Genomic DNA, 26,519 nt, shown 5'->3' with positions numbered 1-26,519 from the left:
ATGTTGGCAAGTGGCCTTTTTTTATACATAAATTAGCTGCCGTTTCCTACATTTCTAGTGTGCCATAAACAAGCGGGGCTCCTGCTGGGTCAGGTTCTTCACTTCCTGTTCATTTCTTGGCCATTGCAGCTTTCCACTATCCAGCCGCTTATGCAGCATGGCGAAGCCGTTACCGTCGAAATATAGACATTTGTATCGGTCTTTTTCCAGCCGGCGAACAGGAAGATGGAAGCGCTATAGGGGTCCAGCTCGAAAGAATCTTGGATCAGCGCCGCCAACCCATCGATCCCTTTTCGCATATCCGTCTTCCCGCAAACGATATAGATGTTCTGAACCTGGGTGTAGTCCTGCCTCATCGGTGGATCAGCTCCCTTATGACGCTCTGGATGATGCGCTCTTCCATGCCGTTCTGGAAGGTGACTTCGGCATGACCGAGTCTGATGATACAACAGGAACCGGGGAAGTTGGAAGAAACGGCCGTCAGGCCGTCGTTTGACTCTGGATGCAATGTAACGGGGATGATGGTCAATGGTTTTTGTGGCATAGGAAAAGCACCTCCTTCAAGTTGATATCTTGATCATACTAGGAGATGCTTGGTGAGAATATGCGTTATATGATTGGGGGCTTACGGAAAATAAGTTGATTAACCAGCTAGTAAATTATTTAAATTATATTGCATGAAGACTTATTGGCTGACTTAATTGTCCATCGCTGGACATTAATAATAGCGTCCAATTTGGATAGCGCGCAGATCACCACACAACGAAGAGCTTTTTCAGCAAAAGTGCATGACAACAGGGCTTAAATTAACCTTTGATAGCCATTATTCTCGCTAAATAAGGATCTTCACTTTTAAAAATCGACATCCCTTTGCCGATATTTAATTCCAAAACTTCGAATTTTTTTTGCTTTAGTTTATCTACAAAGGTTTCAGCATTTATATATCTCCGAGAATGATCATTATAGATTTTTTCTTGACTTTTATCTTGTGAAGTTCTGAATTCGGCAAAAAACAATGTTCCTTCATCGAAATCTCTTGAGATTTCGTTAAGTAAAGTGCTCTCTGTTTTTTCATCGATAGCATGAATCAAGAATCTAAGGTAGAGTACTATAGGTTTGTTATTAATGATTGCTCTTTTTCTTATTGAATCAAATTCTTTTTTTGTACTTATTGGATCACTGAAATCCAATTCGGTGAAGGTTATATTGGTATTTACATCGTGTTCCTCCAAATACCTTTTATTGACCATTATCCCCACTTTTGACCTATCTAATCCAATAACATCATAACCCTCTCTAGAAAAAGCAAACGAATCATTCCCCACTCCACATCCTAGATCAACTATAAGACTGTTTGTTGGTATTTTTCCATTCACAAAGTTAAAAAAGCTTGAAGGCCTCTCTATTTTTCTCTCCTTATAAAATACTTCCCAATGCTCTTTATTATTTAATATATAATCTTCTTCCATTCACTAGTTCTCCTTATTCGTCAATAATAAAGAATTAAATTGCTCGATTATACCTCTCGCAGCTCTTTTTCCTGCTTTCCCATCAACTTCATAAAAATATTCCTCTCTTATATGTTCAAGAGTTTTTGTTGGATAATTAACATTCTTTAGTGCCCTTAATAGATCTTCAAAGTTATTAACCGAAGGTAAGTTAAGTTGATTAGCTAAATTCGAGTTATCTAGTAATATTATCTTTTTCAAAGCAATTGCAGCTTCGTAAATAATTCCACTGTTATCTGATAATATAAAATCACTAGCTTCTATAAGATCCAATAAATTTATGTCATCTCCATAAATATTAGTAAACAAATTTTCTAAATCGTTTCTTCTCCTTTCTTCACTAACTAAATTATTTGTTCCATGATGTAATTTTATAATGACGTTATAATTGTCACTTAAATCATAAATTATATCTAACCACTTGTCGATTGAACTTAAGTCACCGTATGTCGGTGCATACAGAATAGTCTCTTTATCATCATTAATATTTAATTTATATTTCTTTTCTTTTTTTCCATTTTCTCCACTTTCATTTACCCATTTATCAAACTTAGGATTTCCTACAACCAAACATTGAGTCAAAGTATTTAGTTTAGCATAGTCGTAGTCTCCATAGCATAAAATTAAATTATATTGCTTATTCCAATCTGCAAATGTCCAGTCTTCTTTTGCCAAACTATACATCAAACGGATATTAAAATTTGATATCTTCTGAATATACTCATTGAAATACAAACTCAACATACAATCAAATTTATAATTATTATTCAGAATGTCAGACAGGAACACAGCTTGCATATCATTTCTTTTTAATTTTCTTATAAATACCACTAGGTTTTCAAACATTTTATACCATTCAGAGTCTGAGTTAAGAAGATCATTAATTACTAATATCACATCTTCTACCTCTTCATTTTTCAGCAATTCATCAATAACCGGCTCATATACGAAATAATGAAAAGAAGTCTGCATAAAAACACCTATATTCATAACTTACTCAACACCTCAAATGTTTAGTTCTCATAAATAAATAGCAAGTATCGGACTGAACTTAATAGTGACTCATCGCAGAAGAGAATTAGTCACTCATGTTCAAGCAAAAAGATAAAACACTCGTTCCAAATTGAATTCGACCAAATTGCCTCCCTCCTCTACTCCATATATTTCAATTCGCATTAAACGTCACTTAGGTCGCTTTCACAAAACAATTGTAAATAAAATGAAGCGCGTTACTAACACCCAGCTAAAGACCGGTGGCGCGCCCTATGCTACCTATTTGGCGAAGAGAGGAAATCCGGAATCCGAGTGGAATCAATTCAACTGTGTGGTGAAAAGCAAGCCGCTCACGGCCGGTAACTTTGTTGAGCTCGCCTGCAATCCAACCGCCCATCAAAGCTAGCCGCCTGATGCCGTCGTCAGCTTCGTGGAAGATACAGTTCATGCATGTCCCGAAAAATCGTCACTTCCTAGACAAAGGGATTGAGGAACGCCCTGTTAAAGAGAATGGTCGATATGAAATCGGGCATTGGCAGATTCACACAATTGAAGGCCTGAAATCCAGAGACAATGCCTTGGCGATGTTTGTAGAACTGAAGACAAGATACTCCTACACAATCTTGTTATACAATCAGGAGTACGTCTCCATTATTTAAAAATTAATTCAATTTTGATTGCTTTTCGGTGACTCATTCTCTAAAGTCTTTCAGACTATCAAGTCGAATAGTGAAAGTGAATTATTGGGGCTTTGCAACGGGCTACAAAGAGTCACTGACGTTTACTTCTGCCAATATTTTCCGCCTTACGGAAGATGGATAAATGATCGAAACATTGTTCTTTTGGAACGATAGATTCCGTAAGGATAAACGATATCTGATTACTCGCCGGATGCCATTAAATGCATTTACCAGGCATTCTATCAGTTGCCTAGAAAAATCATGCCCACCAACATCTTTCCGTTTCGTCCGAAGAAAAAGTAACACAACTGGAAGCGAATTTCAGAGACAGAATCAAAGTTCATACTTCTTGTTAAGAGGGAGATAGCATCCCCTCGAAAAGAATACACTGAGTATTTTGAGTAGCTAACATAAGCATTTTAGATTATTTCGATTCATCTAGCGCTTTTGAAAGGTATATGTCAGATAAAAGCTCAATTGCTTGATCACTCCACTTTTCAATTTCGCAAAGAGATAAGGCAATTTTTTCAGCTGTGTAATATGACCCTTCTTTTATAAGTATAGTAATGATAAAATTAATTATATTAAATTCCATAAAATTGTACAAATCAGAGATCCCCAGAATATCGTTTTCGAGCAACATATTATATGCAATAGAGTATTCAAACAGTTCGATATATATGCCTATCTCCAATCCTATTGTAATTAGATTTTTTCCCTCCATACTGTTTATGTATTGTAAAGCTTTATAATGGGAACCAGAAGCTTTGAGTAAATAAATTCTTAAATTGCATTCCCAAAATTTATTCATCAACAAATTTTTAATAAAGATTAAATCGTCATGATTATTTTTTAACATAATTTGCAGCAACAAGTCCTTCGCTAAATCTTCCTTACCTGTTTCGAAAAGAGAAAGGCATACATTTATAAAATTCATTTCTACGCTGTTTTTATACTTAGAATACAGCTCGTTTACATCTTCATATTCTTCTAAAAATATTTTTATATTTATTAACTCGGAAAGCATAATGATATTTTCTTCGTGACTTTCATATTTTTTAGAAATTCTGTGTAAATATTTTTTTGTATTTATATCTTTTGATAAATTATTCTCTAAAATATCTATAATAATATTAAGTAAGCACTCCCATCTATAATCAAGCGAAGTTAATCTTGATTTTTCTGAGTATATCTTATAATCGATATCAGGTAATTTTATAATTTCATCTATTTTCAATAAAAATTGTTCTTTTGTTCCACAAACCTCTACACCTTCAAGTCCTATTATATCTGGCATAAGTGTCGAAACGACGGGCGTACTTGAAGCTAAGTATTCATATAATTTAAGGGGCGTAACTGCTGAAGTTAATTTATTTATTTTAAAAGGAATAATAGCTACACGAGAACTGTTAAGATATCTAGAAAGCTCATGGTACTCTTTATATCCCAAGTAAAATATATTATCATTAGGTGGTAATTTAATTTGTTGATGTCCAACAAACACATATGAATAGTCACTTCTATTTTTGGATATATAGTCGATTAAATCTATATCGACCCATTCTGAAATGGCTCCCATGAAAAATATAATAGGCTTATCTGCCTGATAAGCATCATTTTTATACTTATCATCTTGCGGGACACTATAATCATCTAACCAAACTCCATTTGGTAAGTAAACTATGTTTTTATTAAAGTGTGCCATTTTTGTATACAATCTATTTGATGATGCAAGTACATAATCAGCGACACTAGCAAGTCTTCTCTCCATATTAACCATTTCTTTATTTATTGTTATTACTCCATCTTCAATGAATTCTTCCCAATCGTCTAAGCAATCATAAATTAATAAAGATCCTTTTTTAGTTTCCGAAATGTAAAGAAGCCACTCAGGAAAGGATATTAAAAATAACAATTCATCATTAGTAAATTCATTTATCTTTTCTATTAACAAACTTAAAACGTTTCTATCATTTCTATTTTCTTTAACTTCATCTAATACCCAAATATCTTCCTTGTTTTTTTTAAATATTTTTCCATAAAGATCACTTTCTTTAGTAACATTATTTATCTCTCGCTTAAGTAATTTATTATAATCATAAATGTTAATATAAAGTACTTTTAAATTTATTTTTCCAAAATAATTCGCAAAATGCTGAGGGCGTTGTTTCATACTTTTGTAATTAATACCAGTAAGCATGACCACAGTTGTCATATTAATTTGCTCTCCTTATAAAAATAAGAATAGCCTAGTTATACTAGGACTACTCTTATTTTCGATAAATTATCGCAGAAGTTGTAGAACTCCCTGTGGTTGTTGGTTCGCCTGAGCGAGCATGGCTTGAGCAGCTTGTGTCAAAATATTATTTTTTGTAAATGACATCATCTCTTTTGCCATATCAACGTCTCGGATGCGAGATTCGGCGGCTGTAAGATTTTCTGATGAAGTGCCCAAATTATTAATAGTATGTTCAAGACGATTTTGCATTGCTCCAAGATTCGACCGTTCTGTTGCTACAGTTTTAATGGCATCATTAATAGTTTCAATAGCGGAATTGGCAGCCCCTTGATTGGAAACATCAATTCCAGCCCCAGTTTTACTATCACCACTACCAACCAGTAAAGTTGCAGCATCCATTTTAGAAATGTTAAGCGTAACATTTTGATCTGTATTAGCACCAATTTGGAAGGTTAAAGCACTTCCTCCAGAAGCGGATGTGAAAGTTCCATCCATTAATGTCTTGCCATTAAACTCAGTTGTCTCAGAAATACGAGTGATTTCTTTAGCCAATTGATTAACTTCATCTTGGATAGCAGCACGATCAGTACCATCATCATTAGTATCGTTAGCAGACTGGACTGCAAGTTCACGCATACGTTGGAGGATTGCATGTGTCTCATTTAATGCGCCTTCCGCTGTTTGGATTAGTGAGATACCATCTTGCGAGTTTTTAGCAGCCATATCCAAACCACGGATTTGTCCGCGCATTTTTTCAGAGATTGCCAAACCTGCAGCGTCGTCTCCAGCTTTGTTGATTTTCAAACCGGAAGATAATTTCTCCAAGTTTTTAGAAGCGTTCGTGTTGTTAGCCCCGAGTTGGCGGTGCGTGTTGAGTGCTGCGATGTTGTGATTGATAATCATTGTTGTTTCCTCCTTGAGTTGTGTTGGGTTCACGTCCTTGTGACCCGATTGTTTTTTGTTTGCAAGAGTTGTCTGCCGGCCGAAACATCCTTCTCTTGCTTACAGTATTAGTATCGGAACTTGTTGTTCGATGTTTAGTGTTTCTTCTTGTTATTTTGGATTTCTTTGCAATAAAAAAGAGCCGCTTTTGGCTCTTCCTTCTTACTTTTTTAGCTGGTTGAACATTGTTAGGTCAACTTCTATTGCTTCCGTGTTGCTCTCCGAGATGGACTCGACCAGTTCGCCGCGCAGGATCTCGACGGACTTGGGGGCTTCAATCCCTATTCGGACCGTGTCGCCTTTGACTTCAATGATTTTGAGTTCAATATCGTCGCCAATTTTGATTGATTCGTTCGGTCTGCGTGAAAGGACGAGCATGTCAGCGTGCCCCCTTTTGTGCAGGCGCACTAATTGGCGTGCGCAAGCTGTAGGTCGTGTCGTTCAGGATCATCTGCTTGGCGGTGTTATTTTCGATATTAAAGATGAGCGGCGCCTGCAGGTTAACTGTTGACGATTCAAACGGATCTTTCATCGACATGACGGACAGAATCATCAGGTCTTCTTGCGACTCGATGCCGAGCAGTTCGAGTGTCGGGTCGTCGATGGCGAAAGAGTAGTCGCTGACGATCGTGTACGGATTTGCGACGATGAGCGCAACGGTGGGCGTGCTGACTGACTGCATCACTTGGAAACTATCATTACCTTCGATCGGCAGAAGGACGAAGCTGGTTTCGTCTTCAAGACCCGGGAGGCCTTTCGGGAATGCCCATTGTGTGAGTGTGTCGAGTTCGAGTTCACCGTGAAATTTCGTTTGGATGGTCATGTAGGTGTCTCCTTTGGTGTACGGATTATCCTTTCCAGTCGATCTGGATGGATGGGTACTGCTCCATGGTGCCGGTCACTTTGCCGGGTGTATAGGTATAAATCGGTTTGTTGACTTGGGCGTTGATGATCGGTTTCTGTGGTGTTGCGTTGATGGTCAGTGAGCCCGATATGATATCAGTATGGATTTTACTGCGGTCGCCGACGAAGCGGATGCCGATCTGGCTGTTCGAGCGGTCACCGACCTGTTTCGCAATATTGGCGATGGCATTGCCACCATTCTCGATCTGCATGAGCTGGTGACCTTCCTGGGCGCGGCGTCCGGTTCCTTCTGTTACTTGCTGGAGGCCGTACCGGGCATTTTCGGAACTCCGTCTCAATGCACTTTTCAAGTCGAGGTCCGCCCGGTTCTCAGTCGTATCGAGAGACAGTTGCGGGCGGGTTGTTGACATTTCCAGGATGGCTGCAGGCTGTTCGATGTCCTGTGTTGCGCGCGGCTGTTCGATCTGCTGGACTGGCTTGTCGGTCTGGAGTCCGAGCCGGCCGGGAGTGGTCTGGATTTGCAGCTGTGGGATGTTCATCGGTGTCCCCCTCTCGGGTAATTGTCATAAAAATAAGTGGCAGACACGCCTGCCGGGTGTCTGCCACTCACTGTCCTTCATCGCAGGAAGTCGACCAGGGACGGCTGGATAATGCGTGCACCGACGGATAGGGCGGCACGGTGGATCGATTCTTGTGTGATCATTTCGGTGATCGTCTTTTCGTAGTCGACATCCTCATTCAGTGACCGCTGCTTCTTCGCAGCGCCTTCCTGCATTTCTAGGCGGTTGTGCATGAGTTCTGATCTGTTTGAGCGGGCACCTGCATCTGCACGAAGTGTCAGGACAGAGTCAAACGCTTTATCCAATTTCGAAATTGCGCCGTCGAAATCAGTAGAGTCGTCGTATTCTCCAGATCCAACTTTTTTACTTAAGTCTTTTAGTATTGTATCCAGTTCTTTAAAAGTTTTAGCTGCATTAGTATTCACTCGCAGGGATACACCGTCGAACACTTCAATCTCTATGTCTTTTTCGCTCGCGGACTTAGGATTTCCAAGTGATACGCCGTTCTCATCTACATCTGTACTCAGGTCAGGGTAACCAGAGTCTTTATCGTGCAAAGGCTTATCTGTGAGTGTCCCATTAAATATATATTTATCCCCGACTTTTGTGTTAGCCAAGTCTTGAATCTGTTCCCGGATCTGTTCAATCTCGATCTTGATCTTATTCCGATCCTCACTCGTCATTGCGCCGGAGTTGGAGGCATTGCGCACCAAGTCAGTCGCACGGTGAATGGCAGAGCCAACTCCGTCCAGCGCGTCGTCTGAGCTATCGAGCCAGTTGTTCACCTGAGTAAGGTTCTTCTGGAACTGATCGACCTTGTTGACGTCCATGCCGTAGCCGAGGCCGCGCATGACAACGATCGGGTCATCGGACGGACGTGTGACTTTTTTGCCGGTGTTGATCTGTTCCTGCAGTTTGCCCATTTTATTGTAGCTGCTCGTGAGATTTCGCAGCATATTGTTGGAAAGCATTGATTGTGTTACACGCATTGCGGTGATTCCTCCTTAGTTATCGGCCGACGACGCCCATGCCATTGATGATCTTGTCGAGTGTTTCGTCGACAACGGTGATCATACGGGCAGATGCGTTGTAGGCCTGCTGGAAGCGGATCATGTCGGTCATCTCTTCGTCGAGCGAGACGGAGCTAATCGAGTCGCGTCGGTTGGATACCGCGCCAAGCAGGGTTCCTGCGTTCTTTGCCATATTGATGGCTTGCTGGCCTTTGACGCCAAGTTCACCGATTGTTCCGGAATAGAAAGTTTGAACAGTCGAACCACCAAGGTCAGTTAAAGGAGTGAACAATACGTCCGCCAACTTTTTCGCATTTTCTCCATTGCCGGCTTCGCCTGCTTTTGAAGATATATTAACCCGATTCGGATCACTTTCGATGTCCTTATTGACCATAAGTTTACCTTCGGCATCAAATTGGAAGAATTCTTCTACTTTAGGTTTTGCAGTTTGTCCAGTAGGAGGAGAAAGTGGTTCTCCATCTTTGTGGACATTATTGAATGCATTAGCAAAAGCTTTTGCCATCTTATCTAATTTCGCTAGCATGTCCGGATAGAGACCTTTTTCTGTGTTACCATCTTGATACCCATATGAATCTACTAATGATTTGAGTGACCCTTTTTGCTGCATATTCGTAGCCGCCAAATCTACGGTCCCGCTTGGTTCACCAGTAACCGTAAAGTTTTCTAGAGCGCCCTTAGGATTTCCTTCTTCATCGGTGCCACCTACACCCACAGCTTTGATCTGAGAATAACTACTTCCTTTTACAACTGTAATTGATACTGAGGGATCATTTGTTTTAATTTTCACAGTGGCAATACCTTCAGCAATCGCTAAAGAATTACCGCCGCTTTTGGTATAACTGACTTCAATCGGTACATAGGTTGCGAGTTCATCCAGTAAGTTATCTCTTGCATCGTATAAATCATTTGGCATATAGCCGTTCGGTTCCACACTCGCAATCTGCCGGTTTAATTCACCGATGTCATGTAAGATAGAGTTGATTTTCAAAGTGGAAGTTCCTATTTCTTGCCCCAAGTTGGTCTTGATTTTATCCAGCGATTTGCTGATGTAGTTGAACGAATCAGCTACTGCAACGCCACGTTCCACAACCACTGCCCGCGCGCCGCCGTTTTCCGGGTCTGTCGTGAGGCCCTGGAGAGCTTTCCAGAAATCAGTCATTGACTGCTGGAGGCCGTATTCAGATGGCTCCGCAAGCACGTCCTCCATCTGTGAAATCGCATTCGAGCGGGTCTCCCAGTAGCCGAGTTTATTCGTTTCATCCCGGAATTGCTGATCTACGAAACCATCACGAATCCGCTGAATAGAGCCTGCTGTTACACCGGTTCCGAGAAAACCAGGCATTGTCCCTGCATTTAGCCCTACACCTGGAAAACCTGACGTTGCTTCCATGTTAACCCGCTGTCTTGAGTAGCCAAGCGTATTGGCATTACTAATATTATGTCCAGTCGTATAGAGTGCGGACTGCTGTGTGTTCAGGCCGCGTTTGCTTGTTTCCAGCCCCATAAATGTTGAACCCATTTCGATTTCCTCCTCAAGCTTGTGAATCGAATGATGCTAGTTTTTTGGTTGGCGGTGTGCCGAGTACTTCTTTTTTCGAGTAGTTGACGGAGTCCGTCCGCGGGCGGACCATGTCCAGCGAAAGATTCACAAATTGAAGCGATTGGTAGGTCAGCTTCTGGTTCAGGTCGTTCTGCCATTTCAATTCATGAATCGCTTGCAGGAGACGGTCCTTCGCCTCCTTGAGCCGGGTGTGGTCGGGCTCTTCGGTGATGTCGAGTACGTCGGTGACGGACGGATGGAGCGGTACGGGGCGTCCTTGCTCCGTAAAGAATGCGACGACGGCCTGTTCGCGGGCTTTGTCGGTCTGCAGGATGGCGGCCAGGTGTGCCTGCTCGTCTTTGAGCAGCTGGTCGAGTCCGCTGATGTCATTCTGTTTGATACGCGCGGTTTTTTCGTTGGCGATGCGCAGCAGGCTTCTATGCAGTTTTTCGAGCTGGTCCATTGAGGCCAGGATCGCTTCGGTTGTCATGGAGTCCCCTGCTTTCTGTTTTCGGGATGGCTGAGCAGTTTACGCTTTCGGGTTGAAGTAGCCGATCATATCTTTCGCGAGTTTTTCCGGATCGACGTTGTACGTGCCGGCTTGGATTTGTGCTTTCAGGGCGCTGACTTTGTCGCTGCGCTGTGTCGTGATCGGGCTTGGCTCGGACAGTTTCTTTGCTTCTTTGGAGATTTCGAGCCGGTCTTGAAGGGCCGCCTCCTGTTTTTTCACTTGGTCCGTTTTGGTCTGGTTCGCCCGGTACGGGTTAACCGACTGAACGTTGTGATTGTTGATTTTCATAGGGTCTCGCCCCTTTCCTGTATTTGTGGCTGTTACTTACTATTTCGGACGAATCCCGAGTTTTTGAAGGGTCTTTCGTACGAAAAGTGGGTATGAAATTACATAATGCGGGATACCTATCGCATTGAGAGCGCTTTACATTTTGTCATAAAGATTTTTCTTGTGGATGAAGAAAACGTTGTGCAAGCCGTTGATCTGCGTTCTGGGCGGACGCTTTCCGGGGGGCACGGCTTCAGCCGCTTCCTTCGCTTCGCTCAGTCCAGGGTCTTCAGCTCGTGCTGATCCCCTCGGAGTCGCCGCCCTGCACTCCGTTCAACTTGGAATAGTAAAGAAACACCCACTTTTCAATAAACGCAGCATATTAATACATTCTCTTCAATGACGTTAGTTGGCCGTAGCGTAAGGCGTCGACTCCTGGGGGATCAGCGCAGCGCGAAGACCCCGCAGGAAAAGCCGTGACGAAGAAAGGCTTTTGCGAACACAAGCGAAGCGTTGTGAGCAGCCTGATGCCTTAATTTCTGCAGAACATCAGAAATACGGCAAAGCGAACACTTCGCGGTTCGCTTGGCTGAGGGCAAGCCCCCCGGAAAGCGTACGCCTGAAGCGCAGGCCAACGGACCCTCTCTCTACCCTTCATTATAAAAAAACCGTCCGCGAAAGTCCGTTATGGGCTCTCGTGGACAGTTTTCAGTTAGGTTACCGCTTGCGGTCGGAAAGATACGTGGCCTGGTCGTTTTTCCGAACCGCCTCGCGGAATTCGGTGGCGGCGTCGAATGTCTTGAGGTCCTGCTTCAGGTCGGCGATGCAGGTGTCGCACAGCTTGCCTTTTGACGTCAGCTTGCCGCAGTTGTCGCACGGGTAGCCGAGGTTCGGGAACATGGCGGGCTGAAGCCGGCCTTTCCGGACCCACTTGTGGAGCATCTCTTCGGTCGCTTCCGTCGCTTCGACGATCCGCTCGATTGTTGCGGCGCGGTTTTCACGCTTGCGCAGGAACCGGTACACCTCTTCGTAAGTCTTCTCTTCGTTCATCCCGCAGCGCGGACAGACTTCCCGCACGCCGGTGTAGTTGAAAAACTCGCCGCATGACGGGCATGTTCTCAAATCTGCCATGCAATTTCCTCCTTGCCTAATTCTGGATCGACCGGATGAGCGTCACCGCTTCGACGCGTTCGGCGCCCGCCTCTTTCAGCAGCTCGGCTGCCTGGCGCAGCGTCGTACCGGTCGTGTAGATGTCGTCGACGAGCAGGTATGTCACCGGCTCAATGGTTGCAGTGTCCGCTAGCCGGAACAGCGGCTCCATCTGCAGCCGCTCCTGTCTCGACTTCTCGCCCATGACGCTCACCGTCGTTTTTTCTAGTAGTTGCCTGTACGGCCGCTTCGCGCGGTCGAGCAGCGTCTCCACGTGGGAGAATGTCCGCTCGACCGCGCGTTCCGGATGCATCGGGATCGGCACGATGATGTCTTTGCCGCCAAGCGCTTTCTTCAGTTCATCCGCGAAGACGTCCGCCAATGCGACGTCCTGCAGGAACTTGTACTGGTGGAGCCAGTCGCGCATTGCGTCGTCGTACGCGTACAGCGAATGGACGCGGTCGAGCACCGGGCCTTCCTCTATTATGTCGGCGCGGACAAACCGTTTTGAACAGTCTGCGCAAAGTGTCTTCTTCTTTTCGAGATTCAGGAGCCCTTGCCATGTCAGGCCGTCATTGATTGGCTTCATGCAGATCAAGCATGGGTCTGTCATCAGTCCTCACCCCGATTCAGCCGGTCGATCTCGCGTTTTGCAGCGTCCATGGCGTACCTGATGCCGTCATGAAATAGAACAAAGTCGCCTGCCGGATAATCTTGATTCCGGCCGACCCGCCCGCCGATCTGGACGAGGGCGCCGCGGTCGAAGATGGCCTGTTCAGCACCGACGACTGCGACTTGGACGTTTTTGATTGTAATGCCACGCTCCAAGATTGTCGTCGTCAGCAGGCCCGGCATTGTGCCGTCGCGCAATGCGCGGACGTGCTCTTTCCGGTCAGGATGCGCCGAATGGACGGCGCGGATCCGGTCGTCGAGTGTGCGGATGATGGTCTCGGCTTTCATCATGAGTTCGATCTCGTGGAAGAAGACGAGGAATGGTTCATCCGCGTCAAGCCGGACTTGGATCCATTCCGCAAGCGGTTTCGGGATCTTGCCTTTGCTGAGCTGCTTGGAGTAATTCCATAGAGGTGCGTAACGAGGTCCGGGCAATGGATGGCCGTGGTAGCGGCGGTAAATTGTCGAGACGGCGCCTGTCTTGCGTATCTGCCTGATCAAGGCATCGGACGGGGTCGCCGTGACGAAATGGACGGGTGCATCTGGCTTCGCAGCTTTCCTCACTGCCTGCTGCAGCGTCTGTTCAGCGGTGTACGGGAACGCGTCGGCTTCGTCGACGAAGATGACATCGAACGCTTCGCGGAACCGGTACAGCTGGTGCGTTGTCGCGAGGATCAGCTGCGCGTCGAACCGTTCGACGTCCGCTCCGCCATACAGCGCTTCGATGACCGTCTTCGGGAATGCCGCTTTCAGCCGCGGCTCGAGTTCCAATATGACGTCAACACGCGGGGCGGCGATGCAGACTCGCTTTCCTTCGAGCAATGCCTGGTGGATGGGCTCAAATAAGATCTCCGTTTTGCCGGAGCCACAGACCGCATGGATCAGATGCGGCTGTTTCATCACCGTGCTTTCATGCAGTTCCTCGGACGCCCGCTGCTGGTGCTTCGTCAGCGTCCCTTCCCAGGCGAGTGTATGGTCAGTCGGATACTCCGTCCGCGGTCCGGTCCAGACGATGAGGTCGGTGCACACCGAGACGCGCCCCATCTGCAGGCAGTTGCGGCAGTACGCGCACGGCCCTTTGCAGGCGAGACACTGGAACGTCGTGAACAGCTGCTGATTGTCGTTTTCACAGCGCCCACATCTATAGTGAGGCTGACCGAGGAAGTTTTTTATTTTCACGACGCCTGCCATAACGGAGATGAACCCCTCGTCAATATGTTCATCGATCTGTTCAGACGTAAAAGAGGTGTGCCGACGCAGCCAGACACGGCCGTCGAGGAAATCCCTGACGGCCGGATCGAATGCTTTGTTCATCCGCAACACCCCTTGTCGTTTATTTAGTTGTTCACGCGGCGTTTCACCCAGCCGAGGCCCATGGCGTTTTCGCCGAGGTGCGTGCCGATGACAGGACCGAAGTAGCTGATCGTGAACTGGACGTCCGGATACAGGCCGCTCAGTTCCTCGAGCCATCTGTCGGCTTCCTCCGGGCAGTTGCCGTGGATGATCGATGCCTCGAGCGGCATTTTCGCCGCGTCCTCGCCGAGCAGGTCGGCAATCCGTTTCATCGCTTTCTTGCGCGTCCGGATCTTTTCGAACGGCACGATCACTTTGTCGACGAAGTGCAGGATCGGCTTCACTTGCAGCAGTCCGCCGATAAGTGCCTGTGCCCCTGAGAGCCGGCCGCCGCGCTGCAGGTGCGACAGGTCGTCGACCATGAAATATGCGCGCATCGTCTTTTTCATCTCCGCGAGTTCTTCCATGATTTCATCCGGACCGGCGCCTTCTTTCGCCATTTCCGCCGCGCGGATGGCATAGAACCCCTGCAGGTAGCAGGAGATCTCCGAGTCGAACGCCCGGACGTCGACGTCCGACGCGAGTTCGCCGGCCTGGACGGCGCCCATGTACGTGCCGCTGATGCCGCTCGACAGGTGGATCGAGATGATCGCATCCGCCCCGGCGTCGTGCAGTTCCTTGAATTTCGCTGCAAACTGGCCGACGGACGGCTGGGACGTTTTCGGCAGCGGTCCGTTGCCCCGGACTTTATCGTAAAATTGTTCGGTTGTGATATCGATCTCTTCGTCGTAATCCTGTCCGTCTATAGTCACCGCGAGCGGGACGATGTGGATGCCGAGCCGCTCGCGCAAGTCTTTCGGTAAGTAGGCTGTGCTGTCTGTGACGACTGCAGTTTTCATTCTCATCAACTCCTGCCCCTATTCTACCGAATTGCCGGGGAATAAGGAAACGCTATCTCGGATTCCCGTAAAAAGAATTCAGCCGAGCTGGCGGCCCCACCGATTCGCTTCCTGGGAGTAGACGCACAGGTCGTCCATCGGAATACCGACTTGGGCGCTCAGTGTTTTCATCCGGACCAGATCAAGCCGTTCGACAGCCTCCGCCAGTTCGACAAACGGCTTCAGCGACGTGTCCTGTCCCATCAGCGTCTGCATGACAGGATCCGACAGCGGCATGTCCTCGCCGATTTCCTGCCAGTCGCGGCACAGGATGATGTCAAGAAGGGAGAACATGCCTGCGAGGAAGAACTCGTCGGAATTTTGGTGGTCGGTCCGTTTCGCGAGCAGTTCGCACAGCTTTGCCCGGACGAGCGAGTAGTCGACGAGCGCTTTCGTACGGCCCTGCCCTTCCCCTTCGCCGAGCTGGTGGAGGGTGATGACGTACAGCCACTTCTTCGTCTCCTGCAGGCCGATGAGCATGATCGCCTGCTGGACGGACGTGATCTTGCGCGGGATGCCGAATGCGTACGTGTTGATGAACCGAAGCAGTTTGTACGTGAGCGACAGATCATGGGTGATGAGCGTGGCGACGTCCCGGATGCTCGGAAGTTCGGCGTTCAGCTGCTCCATGATCTGGAAATTCCGTTCTTCGATGGCCGGCACTTCGGTCCCTGAGATGACTTCCGGCGTTGCGAAAAAGTACCCTTGGAACAGCACGTAGCCTGCTTTTTTCGCTTCCTCGAACTCTTCCTCCGTCTCGATCTTCTCCGCAAGCAGCTGGACGTTCGGGTAGACGCGCACGAAGTTCTCGATGCGTCCGCGTTCGTGCCGGTCCGATTGGATGAAGTCGACTTTGATGAAATCGACAAGTTCGAACAGCCCTTTTTCGACTTCGTATTGTTTGCCGAGGATGAAGTCGTCGAGTGCGATCCGGAACCCTTTCGACTTCAGTTTACGCAGCCGCGTGAGGAGGACGGGTGTGATTTCGACATCTTCCAGCACTTCGATGATGACGCGGGTCGGGTTCAGGTTGTCGACGATTTCATGCACGAGCAGTTCGCCTGTGAAGTTGATGAACGATGGATAGGCGCCCGTGACCTTGTCGATACCGATCGACAGGAACGTATTGACGAGCACGCCGATCGTCGCTTTGTCCGGATCGACGTTCGGAAACCGGTTTATTTCGCTGTTTCTGTATAGTAATTCGTACCCATAAAGATTTCCGCGGCGATCCAGGATCGGCTGTCGCCCGACAAATACGCTTGCTTCCACTTTGATTCCACCCAACGTAGTCTATTTTCCTATATTGTAGCAAATTGGAACTAGAATGCAAAGGGTCATTTCAATCGGCTGGTTCGTTCTGGAATCCTGCCCGGCTGAATGGTATGTTACAAAGGTAATCACTACATGGGGGTGTTTGTGTTGGAAACGATTCACTATGAGAAGAATGACGGAATTGGGTGGATTTCGTTGAACCGTCCCGAATCGATGAATGCGTTCAATTACGACATGATTCGCGAACTCGGGGAAATTGTCGAAACAATCCGGATTGATCCCGAAGTGCGGGTTGTCGTGCTGACGGGGGCGGGCGACCGGGCGCTGAGTGTCGGGGCGGACCTGAAGGAGCGGAAGACGCTGAGTGATCAGGACGTGAAGCGGAATCTGAATAAAATCGGTGAAGTGTTCACGGCGATCGACCAGATGCCGCAGCCGACGATCTGCATGATCAACGGATTCGCGTTCGGGGGCGGGATGGAGCTCGCGCTTGCGTGTGATTTCCGTTTCGCGGCGGACACGGCGACGATGGGGCTGACGGAGACGAGGCTTGCGATCATACCGGGTGCGGGCGGCACGCAGCGGCTGCCGCGGCTCGTCGGTGAGGCGAAAGCGCTTGAGCTGATTCTGACGGCGGCGCGGTTGAGCGCGCCGGATGCTGCATTGTGCGGAATTGTGACGCGGACAGTCGAAGCGGCATTGCTGAAGGACGAGACGAAGAAGTTCGCGGAGAAACTGCTCGCAAACGGACCGATTGCGCTGCAGCAGGCGAAGTTCGCGATCAAGCAAGGGATGAAGACCGACCTTGCGACGGGGCTGACGATCGAGCGGAAGGCGTACGAGATCACGATTCCGACGGAGGACCGGCTCGAGGCGCTGGAGGCGTTCGCGGAGAAGCGGAAGCCTGTGTTCAAAGGGAAATGATGAAGAGATGGATGACGAAAACCTGCCGCGTGCGGCAGGTTTTTTGTGTGGTGTGCAAGGGGTGGCGCGGCTGACCGCTCGTTTCGAGGTGCTGAGCGATCGATTCGGATGACTGAGCGATCATTTAGGCCGGCGAACCGCTCCATTCAGCTCGGTATCCGCTCCATTCGCCCGGTTGTCCGCTCATTTCTACGGTCTAACCGCTCCATTCCCGCGCTCCCCATTGGCTTCGCGGCCGGTTCTCCGGTACCGAATGGCATAATCACACGGGCATTCAGATTTCATTCCGAAGAAGACCGGGATTGAATGGTCGGCTCCGCTGGCGCTCCGCGTTTTCTGTTGGGGATGTGCCGGGAGCGGAGACTCTCCCCTACACACGACTGCTGACAATCTGACTTTCCCGGACATGCAGCCAGTCGGCGTGCAGCGTATCGATGATGCCCTGCACTTCCGCCAGGGCTACGGTGTCCGGCTGGAGCGAGACGGTGACGAGGGTTTGATTCAGATAGATATAAAGGGTCAGGAGCCGGCCGCCTTCTTCGGTGGAGGTGTCCGTCATCGCCATGAGTTCGAAGAGCAGCGCCTGGGCTGTGAGCAGGGCGTCGCGCCATGCGGGGTGTTCATCCGCAAGATGGGTTTGGGCCAGGTCGAGCTGTGCACCGATTTCCGCGAGCGCCCGGCAGACGGCGGTGAGCGGCGGGAGGGATGCCGCGTTCGCCTTCCGGTAGGCGCGGGATGCCTGGTAAATGGTGATCATCGGTTCTGCCTCCCTTCTGTTTGGTATATCGGCAAGTCGGCGTTCACTTTTACTGCGGGCGGCCGATATAACCCGGGAAGAACGAACCATAATTCAGATGAGGTGAGCAGGATATGCGGATAAACAGCCAGGAACTGATCCAGTCGGCGGCGAACCAGGGTGTCCGGAATGATAAGCAGATCGAGAAGTCGCTGCGGCATCTCGGGACGGGGCTGAAGGTCGCTGTCGCTGCGGATGATGCGGCGGGCAAGGCGATCTCCGAGACGATGCGGGCGCAGATCAGGGGAATTTCGCAGGCGCAGCGCAATATGCAGGACGGGCTGTCGGTGCTTGAGTCGGCGAACGAAGGGATGAACAACGTGAACGGCCTGCTGCAGCGGGCTCGGGAGCTTGCGGTTTCGACGGCGAACGGGACGTTTACGGACGCGGACCGGGCGGCGAGCGGTCAGGAGCTGACGCAGATTTTGGCGGCGGTCGACGATACGGCCGGGAAGCTGGAGTTCAATACGAAGAAGATTTTGGGTGAGGATATGGAGCTGACGCTGCATGTCGGCGCGAATCCGACGCAGCAGCTGAAGGTGAGTCTGTTCGATGTGTCGTCGAAGGCGCTTGGTCTTGAAGGGGCGACGCTTGGGACGCAGAGTGATGCGGAGCAGCTGATCAGCAAGCTTGATAGTGCGATCCAGAAGGTGTCGGGGCATTTGACGAAGGTCGGGTCGCAGATGGAGGCGCTGCAGCATCATTTGTCGAATGCGGGTGTGTTCGAGGTGAATCTGAATAAGTCGCTGTCGCTGCTGGAGGATGCCGATATGGCGCAGGAGATGATGAATTTTGTGAGCCAGGATATCCGGAAGAAGGGTGACGAGCTGCTGATCAAGCATGTGAACAGCACGCTGCAGGAGTCGCTAGGGATGATGAAGTGATTTGATGAGGGCTGGTGACGCGGGTTAATTTCCGTTACAGGGGTTTGTGACGGTGTTGATCTGCGCTGCAGATGTCGCGAAACGGTGTTGATTTCCGTTCCGGGCGGACGCTTTCCGGAGGGCTCGATCTCAGCCTCCTCGGTGCGCTGCGCTTCCTGCGGGGTCTTCGATCTTCGCTGATCCCGGGCCTCCAGGACGGAGGTCATGCAGCCGTTGCCGCAGGACGCGGCATACTTAGGCTGCCCAGGAGTCGCCGCCCTGCACTGCAATCAACGGATCGTGGTAATCACAGCGTCTTCTCTGGGGGTGAGAGAAAAAGAGAAAAGAGATTAAAGAAAAAAGAGAAAAGAATAAGTGAAAGACCGAAGCCAAATTTCCGGCTTCGGTCTTTTTTTATTGGGATTAGTGTTTTTGGGCGTAGGTTTCGCATCGCGGGCTGGCGGAGACTTTGGCGGCGGATTTGGCGATGACGGTGATGATGTTGGTGGCGCCTTGGCGGTCGGTTTCATGGGCGGCGCGGACGTACGGACTGAGGCTCTGGTTGGCGACGTAGCGCGGCGGGAGTTCGTTGAGTGCTAGGGCCATGATGTCGTTGAGGCAGCGGTCGCAATCGCAGGCCAGGTTCATCTTGTTCTTATAGGTGAGCAGGGTGTCGCGGACGACGTCTTCCATTACGTTGTGGATTCCCAATTCGTTCTCCTCCGATCGGTTCCCGTGAGCCGGGCGGGCTGCTCCGCTCTTCAGGATGGCCGGGAAGAGGGCGGGGTTCGTGCGTCTTAATCATATCTTACAATATTTTCTAAGGAGGTGCAATCGCTTTCAGCTGTTCGTTTTGTCCGTGAGAAGTTTGTCCGTTACGGTTTGTCCCGTTCTGTGCGGTGCGCTCGGAATAGGATGACAGTGTTCGGATGGAGCGCGCGCAACCCGCGTTGCTGCAAGGTTTTCGCCCCAACGGACAGTTGTCCGCGGACACTTGTCCAGCGCACGTTTCCAGCCGGACATAGAGTAGTAGTGTAGGGTGCGGCAAGGAACGAAACGCCTGAAGAAAAAACGTTCCGCCGCCCCCGATGCTTGTCCAGACGCTGCCGGAACTGCTGCATAAACTAAGGATGTCCGGAGAGCCGGTTCCTCCTTTCACCAGAGCCGCCTTCCCCACAGCTTACTTGAGACACCATCATCTCAGACGGCTTTCCAGCTCCTCAGTCGGCAGTGACATAGACTGACAGCGTCCGGACAAAGCAAACTTCGAAGGAGGTGAATGACCATGGACCAAACACAAATGCTGCGTGAATTGCTGAATACGACACAGAACATCGACATCTCTGATGAAATCTTGTCGGATCTCATCATCGTCTCCACATTGCTCGGCGAAGTCGTACTCACCGGAATCCTTTTCCGAGAGTATGAGTTGTTCGAGAACTTCAACGACGATACGACAACGACTGCTTGTGAAAAAGCGGAATTCAACCGTTCTGTCGGCGAGATGCTGAAAGGTGCATGCTGCCTTGAGAACGCGTTCGTCCGTAAAATCGAAGCGGCAACAGAACTGAAACGGGTCGCTGCCGGAACGGATGAGCCGGTTGAGCCGGAAACAGGTGGCTGCTGCCGAGTGCGCCGATAACGCCCCTCCCCTGTTCAATGTCAAAAGACGCCTGCCCCCTTCCCCGGGACAGGCGTCTTTATAGTTTCACTTCAAGTATTTATCGAACCAGCCTGTGATTTCGTCCAGGCGCGTGATGCGCAGGTTCGGCTTGCCGGTGCGCGACAGGTTGTGGTCGGCTTCCGGGAAACGGACGAATTCGGTCGTCTTGCCCATGCTTTTCAGTGTGATGTACAGCTGTTCGGCCTGTTCGATCGGACAGCGCAGGTCGTTTTCCGAATGCAGGATGAGGAGCGGCGTCTTGACGTTTTCTGCGTATTTCAGCGGCGAGTGCTTCCAGAGCGTGTCGACGTCGGTCATGTCGGCGTTGATCTGCCAGTCGCTGAAGTAGTAGCCGATGTCGGAGACGCCGAAGAAGCTGATCCAGTTCGAGATCGAGCGCTGTGTGACGGCGGCCTTGAACCGGTCGGTATGGCCGACAATCCAGTTCGTCATGAAGCCGCCGTAGCTTCCGCCTGTGACGCCGAGCCGGTCGGTGTCGATCCAGTCGTTGTCTGCGAGCACATGGTCGAGCGCATCCATGATGTCCTTGTAGTCGCCGCCGCCATAGTCGCCGCGCACCGCGTCGACGAAGCCCTGGCTGTAGCCGTGGCTGCCGCGCGGGTTGACGTACAGGACGCCCCAGCCTTGCGCGGCGAGCACCTGCATCTCATGGAAGAACGAGTTGCCGTACATCGCGTGCGGGCCGCCGTGGACGTTGACGACGAGCGGATATGTCTCGCCTTCCTTGAACGTGGCCGGCTTCATGAGCCAGCCGTGGACCGTAAAGCCGTTCGCACCGTCGAATTGGACGGTTTCCGGCTGGACGAGCACGGTGTCGGTGACGTATGTTTCATTGAATGAAGTCATTGCCGTCCTGTCACCCGTCGCGATATCGAGTTTGTACAGCTCGCCGGGGTTCACCGGATCGGTGATCGCAGCGAGTGCGAACTGGCCATTTTTCGCGACGTCATAGTCGTAGATGTGCTCCCCTTCCGGCGACGCCGGGTACAGGCTGCCGTCGAGATCGGCGAAATAGAGACGGACGTCGCCCATGACGGAGACGGTGAAGTAGAGATAGTTCCCTTCCGTCCAGACCGCTTCCGGCGGGTTCGGCCCCTGCTGGTGATCGGCGACGACCGCATCGCCAAGCGGGGCGTCGAGTCCTTCCGTCAAAGTCAGCGTCGTTTTTTCTTCGCAGTCATAGACGTACAGTTCGCCGTGCGTCGCGTTTTCGAAAGACCGGTTGGAACCGCCATATGCGATGTAGCGGTCGTCCAGTGAAAAGGCAGCACCGCCGAAGTACCCTTGTTCATCGACAAGGACGGTTTCTTCCTTCGTCTCGATGTCGGTGAGGACGAGCGGCTGGCGGAAGTCGAAGTCTTTGTTTTCAGCACGGTTGACGCCGATGACGAGCTTTTTGCCGTCGTGCGATACCGCTTCGAGCGAATGATGGTGCGGTCCGTCGGTGAATTGGGTGATGTCTCCCGTTGTAAGCTCCAGGCAGCCGATCTGTGAATGGCGGTCCTGTTTGACGAACCCTGCGCCGTCCATTTTGTATTTCATCGTCGTGACGCGGAGCGCTTCGGGATTTTTCTTGTCCTTCTCCTCGTCCTTTTTGGCTTTATCTGTAAACGTCTTGCCGTCTTCCAGCGTGCCCGACAGCCAGATTTTCGTGCCGCACGGCGACCAGAGGAAGTCCGAGACGCCGGTTTCGTATTCCGTCAGCCGGCGCGCTTCCCCGCCGGTCGCCTGCATGACGTACAGCTGGTTCTTGTCACTGCGTGTCGACAGGAAGGCGATCTGGCTGCCATCAGGCGACCATTGCGGCTTCGAGACGCGCTCCTTGCCGAACGTCCACTGGGTGGATTTGCCGCTTTCAAAGTCGAGATGATGCAGATGCGCGTGGTAGGCATTCTCGTCCTTGTCGATCTGTGTGACGATGAAAACCGCTTCCGTGCCGTCCGGCGATAAAACCGGATTCGTGACGGATTTCAGTTTGAATAAATCGTCTTTCTGTACGGTTTGTTTCGTTGTCATGTCCATTCCCCCTTGATGCCATCTATTTCGACATCCGGAAGATTAATCCTTCTTTATCCGTCACTATTTTCACTTTTCTTTCGGAGGTTCTTGTGCGCCGAGCTGGAAGACGTCTATCATCGACTTCAGCGATTCTGCCATGTCACTGAGTACGTGCGCGGAGGCTGAAATCTCCTCCATCGTCGCGCTCTGTTCCTCTGCTGCCGCCACGATTGTCTGCGCACTGCCTTCCGACCGTTCGGACAATGCAGCCGTCTGGCCGGCGAGCGACTTCATGGAGTGCGTGCTCGCGCTGATCTGCTCGCTGATCGCCGACACTTCCTCGGTCTGTGCGGACACTTCGCTCACCATCCGCGCGATTTCACCGAACCTGCTGCCGGAATCATTCGCCATCGACAGTCCTTCTTCGACATTCGTCTGGGCGACGGCCATCGCTTCCTGCACACTGCCCACTTCCGCCTGGATTTCTTCGATGAGACGGTTGATGCTGCTGGCGGCTTTTGCCGATTCCGCGGCCAGGCTGCCGACTTCGCCGGCGACGACCGCGAAGCCTTTGCCGTGCTCGCCTGCCCGTGCAGCTTCTATGGACGCATTCAACGCCAGCAGGTTAGTCTGGCCCGCGATCGTCGTGATGAGCGCGACAATGCTGCCGATTTCGTCGGATTTTTTCGACAGCGTGCTGATGATTTCAGCCGTTTTGCCTGTCGATGTACGGATTTCGCCGATCTTTCCGACCGTCTCCTCCATCGCCTGCGTGCCGGACTGTGTCTGCTCCGTCGTCGAGACGGCAAGGTCCGACACGGTATGGATGGCGGATGCCGTCTGGTCCATGCCCTGCGTGATCTCCGCGACGATCGTCGACGTGGAGTGCGCGTATTCGAGCTGTTCGGAGGCGCCTTCCGAGACGCTGACGATTTCGTCCGTGATCTGCGCGGAGGCATGCGCGGTTTCATCTGCGCTCGCCGTCAGTTCACCCGACGTCGAAGCGATTGTCGCGATGCTCGTCTGCAGTTCCGACACGATCGTGTACAAATTGTCCGAGAATGCGTTGGCGTCTCGCGTCAGCTGTCCGATTTCATCCGGATCGCCGACCGGCAGCGGCACAGGCGACAGCCGGCCTTCCGCCATGTCGTTCATGCGCGCGGTGAGCACGGTGATCGGCTTCTGGATCTTCGAACGCAAGTAGCGGCTGCCGATCAGCGAAATGAGCGCACCGAGGATCGCGCCGAATATCATCGTGATGAGGACGCTATTGTAGAGCGACTGGCCTTCCTCTTCGATATCCGTCAGTTCCTGCTGGTGCTTCGCCTGCAGGTCGTTTAATGCGTCATGCAGCACATCGATCGTCTTGCCGGTTTCGTATGAATTCTGGATTGCCTCGTCGTCGCGATCGACCATGCTCAACTCGAGCAGTGCGCTGATCTGGCTGCTGTACGTGTCCAGCTGGCTGCGGACGATGCCGAATGCCTGCTGCTCGTCTTTCGACAGCGCCTGTTCGTATGACATTTCAGTATTTTTCATCTGTTCCTGATACTCGGCGATCTGTGCCTCGTACCGTTCTTCGAATTCCTTGTCTTTCGAGACGATGTGCCGCTGGGTCAGGCTTAAAACCTGCTGCACCGTCTGTTCAAGATCGTTGTTGTACTGGATCTTCGGCAGGATCCCCTCGTTGATCTCCTTCGTGTTCGCGTTCAGGCGGTGTGCGCTGAATGCCCCGATGCTCCCCAATATGAGGATCAATACCAGAATCGTCCCGAACACCGCATTCAATTTCCCCTTGACCGACCGTTTCATCGCCGTGCCTCCCTTTTCATCCCATACTTTTAGATCATAGCTTTAGTCTATATCATCTTTATCGACAGAAACGACGTTACTTTTGACACTTGTGAGAATTATTTGTTTTTACAGGGAATTCCCTTGGTTTTTTGGATGGATTGAGCGGATAGCCGGTGGAAACGAGCGGTGGGCGCGGTTAAATGATCGGTTAGCGAACGGAATTGAGCGGATAGCCGGAGTAAATGATCGGTTGGCGGTGGTAATCGAGCGGATAGCCGGCTTAATTGATCGGTTAGCGATGTTAATCGAGCGGATAACCGGGCAGCGGATGCCTTACCCGCACAAAAAGAGACCGCCTCGGCGGTCTCTTCCCCTCTTATGATCTTACATAACTCTTCAGAGAACGGCGGAGGATCTTGCCGGTCGTGTTCTTCGGCAGTTCATCCAGGAACTCGATATGCTTCGGCACTTTGTACTTCGCGAGGCGCTTTGAACAGAAGTCGAGCAGGTCGGCTTCCGTGACATCGCTGCCTTCCTTCTTGACGACGTACGCGAGCACTTCTTCGCCAAAATCGGGATCCGGGACACCGAGGACGGCCGCTTCGACGAGGTCGCGGTGCTGGAATAGCACTTCCTCGACTTCGCGCGGATAGACATTGTAGCCGCCGACAATGATCAGGTCCTTTTTGCGGTCGACGATGTAGAAGTAGCCGTCTTCGTCCTTCCGCGCCAGGTCGCCGGTGTACAGCCAGCCGTCACGCAGCACGGCCGCCGTCTCTTCGGGCATCTTATAGTAGCCTTTCATGACGTTGTTGCCGCGGACGATCAGCTCCCCGACCTGGCCGACGGGCACTTCGTCGCCGAGTTCGTCGACGATCTTGTTTTCGACGTTCAGGATGGACGTGCCGATCGAGCCGGGCACCCGTTCGCGGTCGAGCGGGTTGAACGTCGTCACCGGTGACGCTTCCGACAGGCCGTAGCCTTCCGAGATCTTGACATGGAATTTCTCCTCGAAGTTCTCGAGCAGCGCGACCGGCAGTGAAGAGCCGCCTGAGATCGCGAGCCGGATCGATTCGAAGTCTTCGCGCGATGCACCCGGATACTGGTACATGAAGTTGTACATCGTCGGGACGCCGGCGAAGATCGTCGCTTTCTGTTCTTTGATCGTCTGGAACACGTCAGCCGGGCTGAACCTCGGCACGAGCACGATCGTCGCGCCCTGGACGAGCGGTGCATTGACGACGACGGTCAGAGCGAATACGTGGAACACCGGCAATGTTGCAACGACACGGTCTTCCGATGAAAACCCGAGGTACTCGCCGACGTCCGACGCGTTCGAGTACAGGTTCTTGTGCGTCAGCATGGCACCTTTCGGACGGCCGGTCGTGCCGGACGTGTACAGGATGACAGCGGTTTCATTTTCATCGACGTCAGTGATTTCCGCAGCTCCTGTGCTGCCTGCGATGAGATGTGTGAACTGTTTCGTCTTCGCTTTGGCGCCTTCCGACAGCTCGGAAATGCGATCTGCGGTCTCCCCCGTCATTTCGCAGATGATGTAGTTCTCGATAGCCGGAAGCCGGACGGACGCTGCTTCGACAAGCGGCAGCAGCTGTTCGAGCGCGACGACCGCTTTCGCGTCGCTGTCCTGCAGGATATACGAGATTTCATCAGGCGAATAGATCGGATTCACCGGGATCGCCGTCGCGCCGAGGCGCATTGTCGCATACAGCGTGATGAGGAAATGCGGCGTATTGCCGAGCAGCAGTGCCACGTGGTCGCCGCGTTCAACGCCGAGTCCTTGCAGGGCCGATGCGAAACGTGCCACAGTCTGGTCGAACTCCGCATATGATGTGTCGTTTCCAGCAAAATGATAGGCCGTCTTGCCCGGCTGTGACAGTGCAGTCTCCCGGACGCGTTCTACTAGATTCATAAGAGCACCCCTCTCTTGATTGAATGAATACTCATTCACAATTCCAACTATTAGTATATAAGAAAAAT

The 26,519-nt window shown here is 50.6% G+C and carries 25 protein-coding genes and 1 pseudogene; 3 read left to right on the top strand and 23 right to left on the bottom strand.

Annotated features, from left to right (window positions below):
- Positions 1–54: 54 nt before the first annotated feature.
- The 18 genes and pseudogenes from tnpB to NFU03_RS09465 form a co-directional block, all read right to left on the bottom strand.
- A pseudogene (gene tnpB / locus NFU03_RS09550) lies at positions 55–299 on the bottom strand (IS66 family insertion sequence element accessory protein TnpB).
- A gap of 53 nt (positions 300–352) precedes the next feature.
- The gene (locus tag NFU03_RS09545) at positions 353–544 is read right to left on the bottom strand and encodes a hypothetical protein (RefSeq protein ID WP_251638207.1); all 192 of its coding nucleotides are present in this window, start codon (positions 542–544) and stop codon (positions 353–355) included.
- Positions 545–806: 262 nt separating this feature from the next.
- A complete protein-coding gene (locus tag NFU03_RS09540; RefSeq protein ID WP_251638205.1) occupies positions 807–1,469 on the bottom strand; it encodes a class I SAM-dependent methyltransferase in 663 nt (220 codons plus the stop codon).
- Between the two features lie 3 nt (positions 1,470–1,472).
- A complete protein-coding gene (locus NFU03_RS09535) occupies positions 1,473–2,498 on the bottom strand; it encodes a CDP-glycerol glycerophosphotransferase family protein (RefSeq protein ID WP_251638202.1) in 1,026 nt (341 codons plus the stop codon).
- Positions 2,499–3,605: 1,107 nt separating this feature from the next.
- Complete coding sequence (locus NFU03_RS09530) at positions 3,606–5,396, bottom strand: glycosyltransferase (RefSeq protein WP_251638201.1); 1,791 nt, start codon at positions 5,394–5,396, stop codon at positions 3,606–3,608.
- Between the two features lie 69 nt (positions 5,397–5,465).
- On the bottom strand, positions 5,466–6,323 hold the full coding sequence (gene hag / locus NFU03_RS09525) for a flagellin Hag (RefSeq protein ID WP_251638198.1): 858 nt from the start codon (positions 6,321–6,323) through the stop codon (positions 5,466–5,468).
- Positions 6,324–6,524: 201 nt separating this feature from the next.
- Positions 6,525–6,740 (bottom strand): carbon storage regulator CsrA, encoded by a 216-nt coding sequence (csrA, locus tag NFU03_RS09520; protein WP_251638196.1) that lies wholly within the window; start codon positions 6,738–6,740, stop codon positions 6,525–6,527.
- A 1-nt stretch (position 6,741) separates the two neighbouring features.
- Complete coding sequence (fliW, locus tag NFU03_RS09515; protein WP_251638194.1) at positions 6,742–7,185, bottom strand: flagellar assembly protein FliW; 444 nt, start codon at positions 7,183–7,185, stop codon at positions 6,742–6,744.
- Between the two features lie 25 nt (positions 7,186–7,210).
- A complete protein-coding gene (locus tag NFU03_RS09510; protein ID WP_251638192.1) occupies positions 7,211–7,765 on the bottom strand; it encodes a DUF6470 family protein in 555 nt (184 codons plus the stop codon).
- Between the two features lie 77 nt (positions 7,766–7,842).
- Positions 7,843–8,775: a flagellar hook-associated protein FlgL gene (gene flgL / locus NFU03_RS09505; protein WP_251638190.1), complete on the bottom strand. Its 933-nt coding sequence runs from the start codon at positions 8,773–8,775 to the stop codon at positions 7,843–7,845.
- Positions 8,776–8,794: 19 nt separating this feature from the next.
- Positions 8,795–10,336, bottom strand: coding sequence for a flagellar hook-associated protein FlgK (gene flgK / locus NFU03_RS09500; RefSeq protein WP_251638188.1), 1,542 nt, complete (start codon positions 10,334–10,336; stop codon positions 8,795–8,797).
- Positions 10,337–10,349: 13 nt separating this feature from the next.
- Complete coding sequence (locus NFU03_RS09495) at positions 10,350–10,847, bottom strand: flagellar protein FlgN (protein ID WP_251638186.1); 498 nt, start codon at positions 10,845–10,847, stop codon at positions 10,350–10,352.
- Between the two features lie 39 nt (positions 10,848–10,886).
- Positions 10,887–11,156: a flagellar biosynthesis anti-sigma factor FlgM gene (gene flgM / locus NFU03_RS09490; protein ID WP_251638184.1), complete on the bottom strand. Its 270-nt coding sequence runs from the start codon at positions 11,154–11,156 to the stop codon at positions 10,887–10,889.
- 696 nt (positions 11,157–11,852) lie between these two features.
- Positions 11,853–12,266 carry a TIGR03826 family flagellar region protein gene (locus NFU03_RS09485; protein WP_251638181.1) on the bottom strand — a complete coding sequence of 138 codons (414 nt, stop codon included), beginning with the start codon at positions 12,264–12,266 and terminating at the stop codon, positions 11,853–11,855.
- Between the two features lie 16 nt (positions 12,267–12,282).
- Complete coding sequence (locus NFU03_RS09480) at positions 12,283–12,897, bottom strand: ComF family protein (protein WP_251638179.1); 615 nt, start codon at positions 12,895–12,897, stop codon at positions 12,283–12,285.
- On the bottom strand, positions 12,897–14,270 hold the full coding sequence (locus NFU03_RS09475) for an ATP-dependent helicase ComFA (protein ID WP_251638178.1): 1,374 nt from the start codon (positions 14,268–14,270) through the stop codon (positions 12,897–12,899). The genes NFU03_RS09480 and NFU03_RS09475 overlap by 1 nt, the downstream gene beginning before the upstream one ends.
- Positions 14,271–14,293: 23 nt before the next feature.
- The gene (locus NFU03_RS09470; RefSeq protein ID WP_251638177.1) at positions 14,294–15,148 is read right to left on the bottom strand and encodes a DegV family protein; all 855 of its coding nucleotides are present in this window, start codon (positions 15,146–15,148) and stop codon (positions 14,294–14,296) included.
- Between the two features lie 78 nt (positions 15,149–15,226).
- Positions 15,227–16,474 (bottom strand): EAL and HDOD domain-containing protein, encoded by a 1,248-nt coding sequence (locus NFU03_RS09465; RefSeq protein WP_251638176.1) that lies wholly within the window; start codon positions 16,472–16,474, stop codon positions 15,227–15,229.
- Positions 16,475–16,609: 135 nt separating this feature from the next.
- Between NFU03_RS09465 and NFU03_RS09460 the strand changes: the two genes are divergently transcribed.
- Entirely contained in the window at positions 16,610–17,386 is a 777-nt protein-coding gene (locus tag NFU03_RS09460) for an enoyl-CoA hydratase-related protein (RefSeq protein ID WP_251638175.1), read from the top strand.
- A 370-nt stretch (positions 17,387–17,756) separates the two neighbouring features.
- On the opposite strand, the gene NFU03_RS09455 is transcribed toward NFU03_RS09460, so the two are convergent.
- Positions 17,757–18,143, bottom strand: coding sequence for a flagellar protein FliS (locus NFU03_RS09455; protein WP_251638174.1), 387 nt, complete (start codon positions 18,141–18,143; stop codon positions 17,757–17,759).
- Positions 18,144–18,256: 113 nt separating this feature from the next.
- Here NFU03_RS09455 and NFU03_RS09450 point away from each other — a divergent pair, with 113 nt between their 5' ends.
- On the top strand, positions 18,257–19,066 hold the full coding sequence (locus NFU03_RS09450; RefSeq protein WP_251638173.1) for a flagellin: 810 nt from the start codon (positions 18,257–18,259) through the stop codon (positions 19,064–19,066).
- 402 nt (positions 19,067–19,468) lie between these two features.
- On the opposite strand, the gene NFU03_RS09445 is transcribed toward NFU03_RS09450, so the two are convergent.
- Entirely contained in the window at positions 19,469–19,756 is a 288-nt protein-coding gene (locus NFU03_RS09445) for a late competence development ComFB family protein (RefSeq protein WP_251638171.1), read from the bottom strand.
- Between the two features lie 574 nt (positions 19,757–20,330).
- On the opposite strand from NFU03_RS09445, the gene NFU03_RS09440 reads away from it, so the two are divergent.
- A complete protein-coding gene (locus tag NFU03_RS09440) occupies positions 20,331–20,687 on the top strand; it encodes a hypothetical protein (protein ID WP_251638170.1) in 357 nt (118 codons plus the stop codon).
- Positions 20,688–20,753: 66 nt separating this feature from the next.
- Here the strand turns inward: NFU03_RS09440 and NFU03_RS09435 are convergent, their stop codons facing one another.
- The 3 genes from NFU03_RS09435 to NFU03_RS09425 form a co-directional block, all read right to left on the bottom strand.
- A complete protein-coding gene (locus NFU03_RS09435) occupies positions 20,754–22,745 on the bottom strand; it encodes a S9 family peptidase (RefSeq protein WP_251638168.1) in 1,992 nt (663 codons plus the stop codon).
- Positions 22,746–22,814: 69 nt separating this feature from the next.
- Positions 22,815–24,539 (bottom strand): methyl-accepting chemotaxis protein, encoded by a 1,725-nt coding sequence (locus tag NFU03_RS09430; protein ID WP_251638166.1) that lies wholly within the window; start codon positions 24,537–24,539, stop codon positions 22,815–22,817.
- Positions 24,540–24,897: 358 nt separating this feature from the next.
- Entirely contained in the window at positions 24,898–26,451 is a 1,554-nt protein-coding gene (locus NFU03_RS09425; RefSeq protein ID WP_251638163.1) for a fatty acid--CoA ligase family protein, read from the bottom strand.
- Positions 26,452–26,519: the final 68 nt, after the last annotated feature.

This window comes from Sporosarcina sp. NCCP-2716, from assembly GCF_023707985.1.
Taxonomy (GTDB): domain Bacteria; phylum Bacillota; class Bacilli; order Bacillales_A; family Planococcaceae; genus Sporosarcina.
Note: the sequence above shows the minus strand (reverse complement) of the source record. Positions and strands in the feature narration are given on the sequence as shown.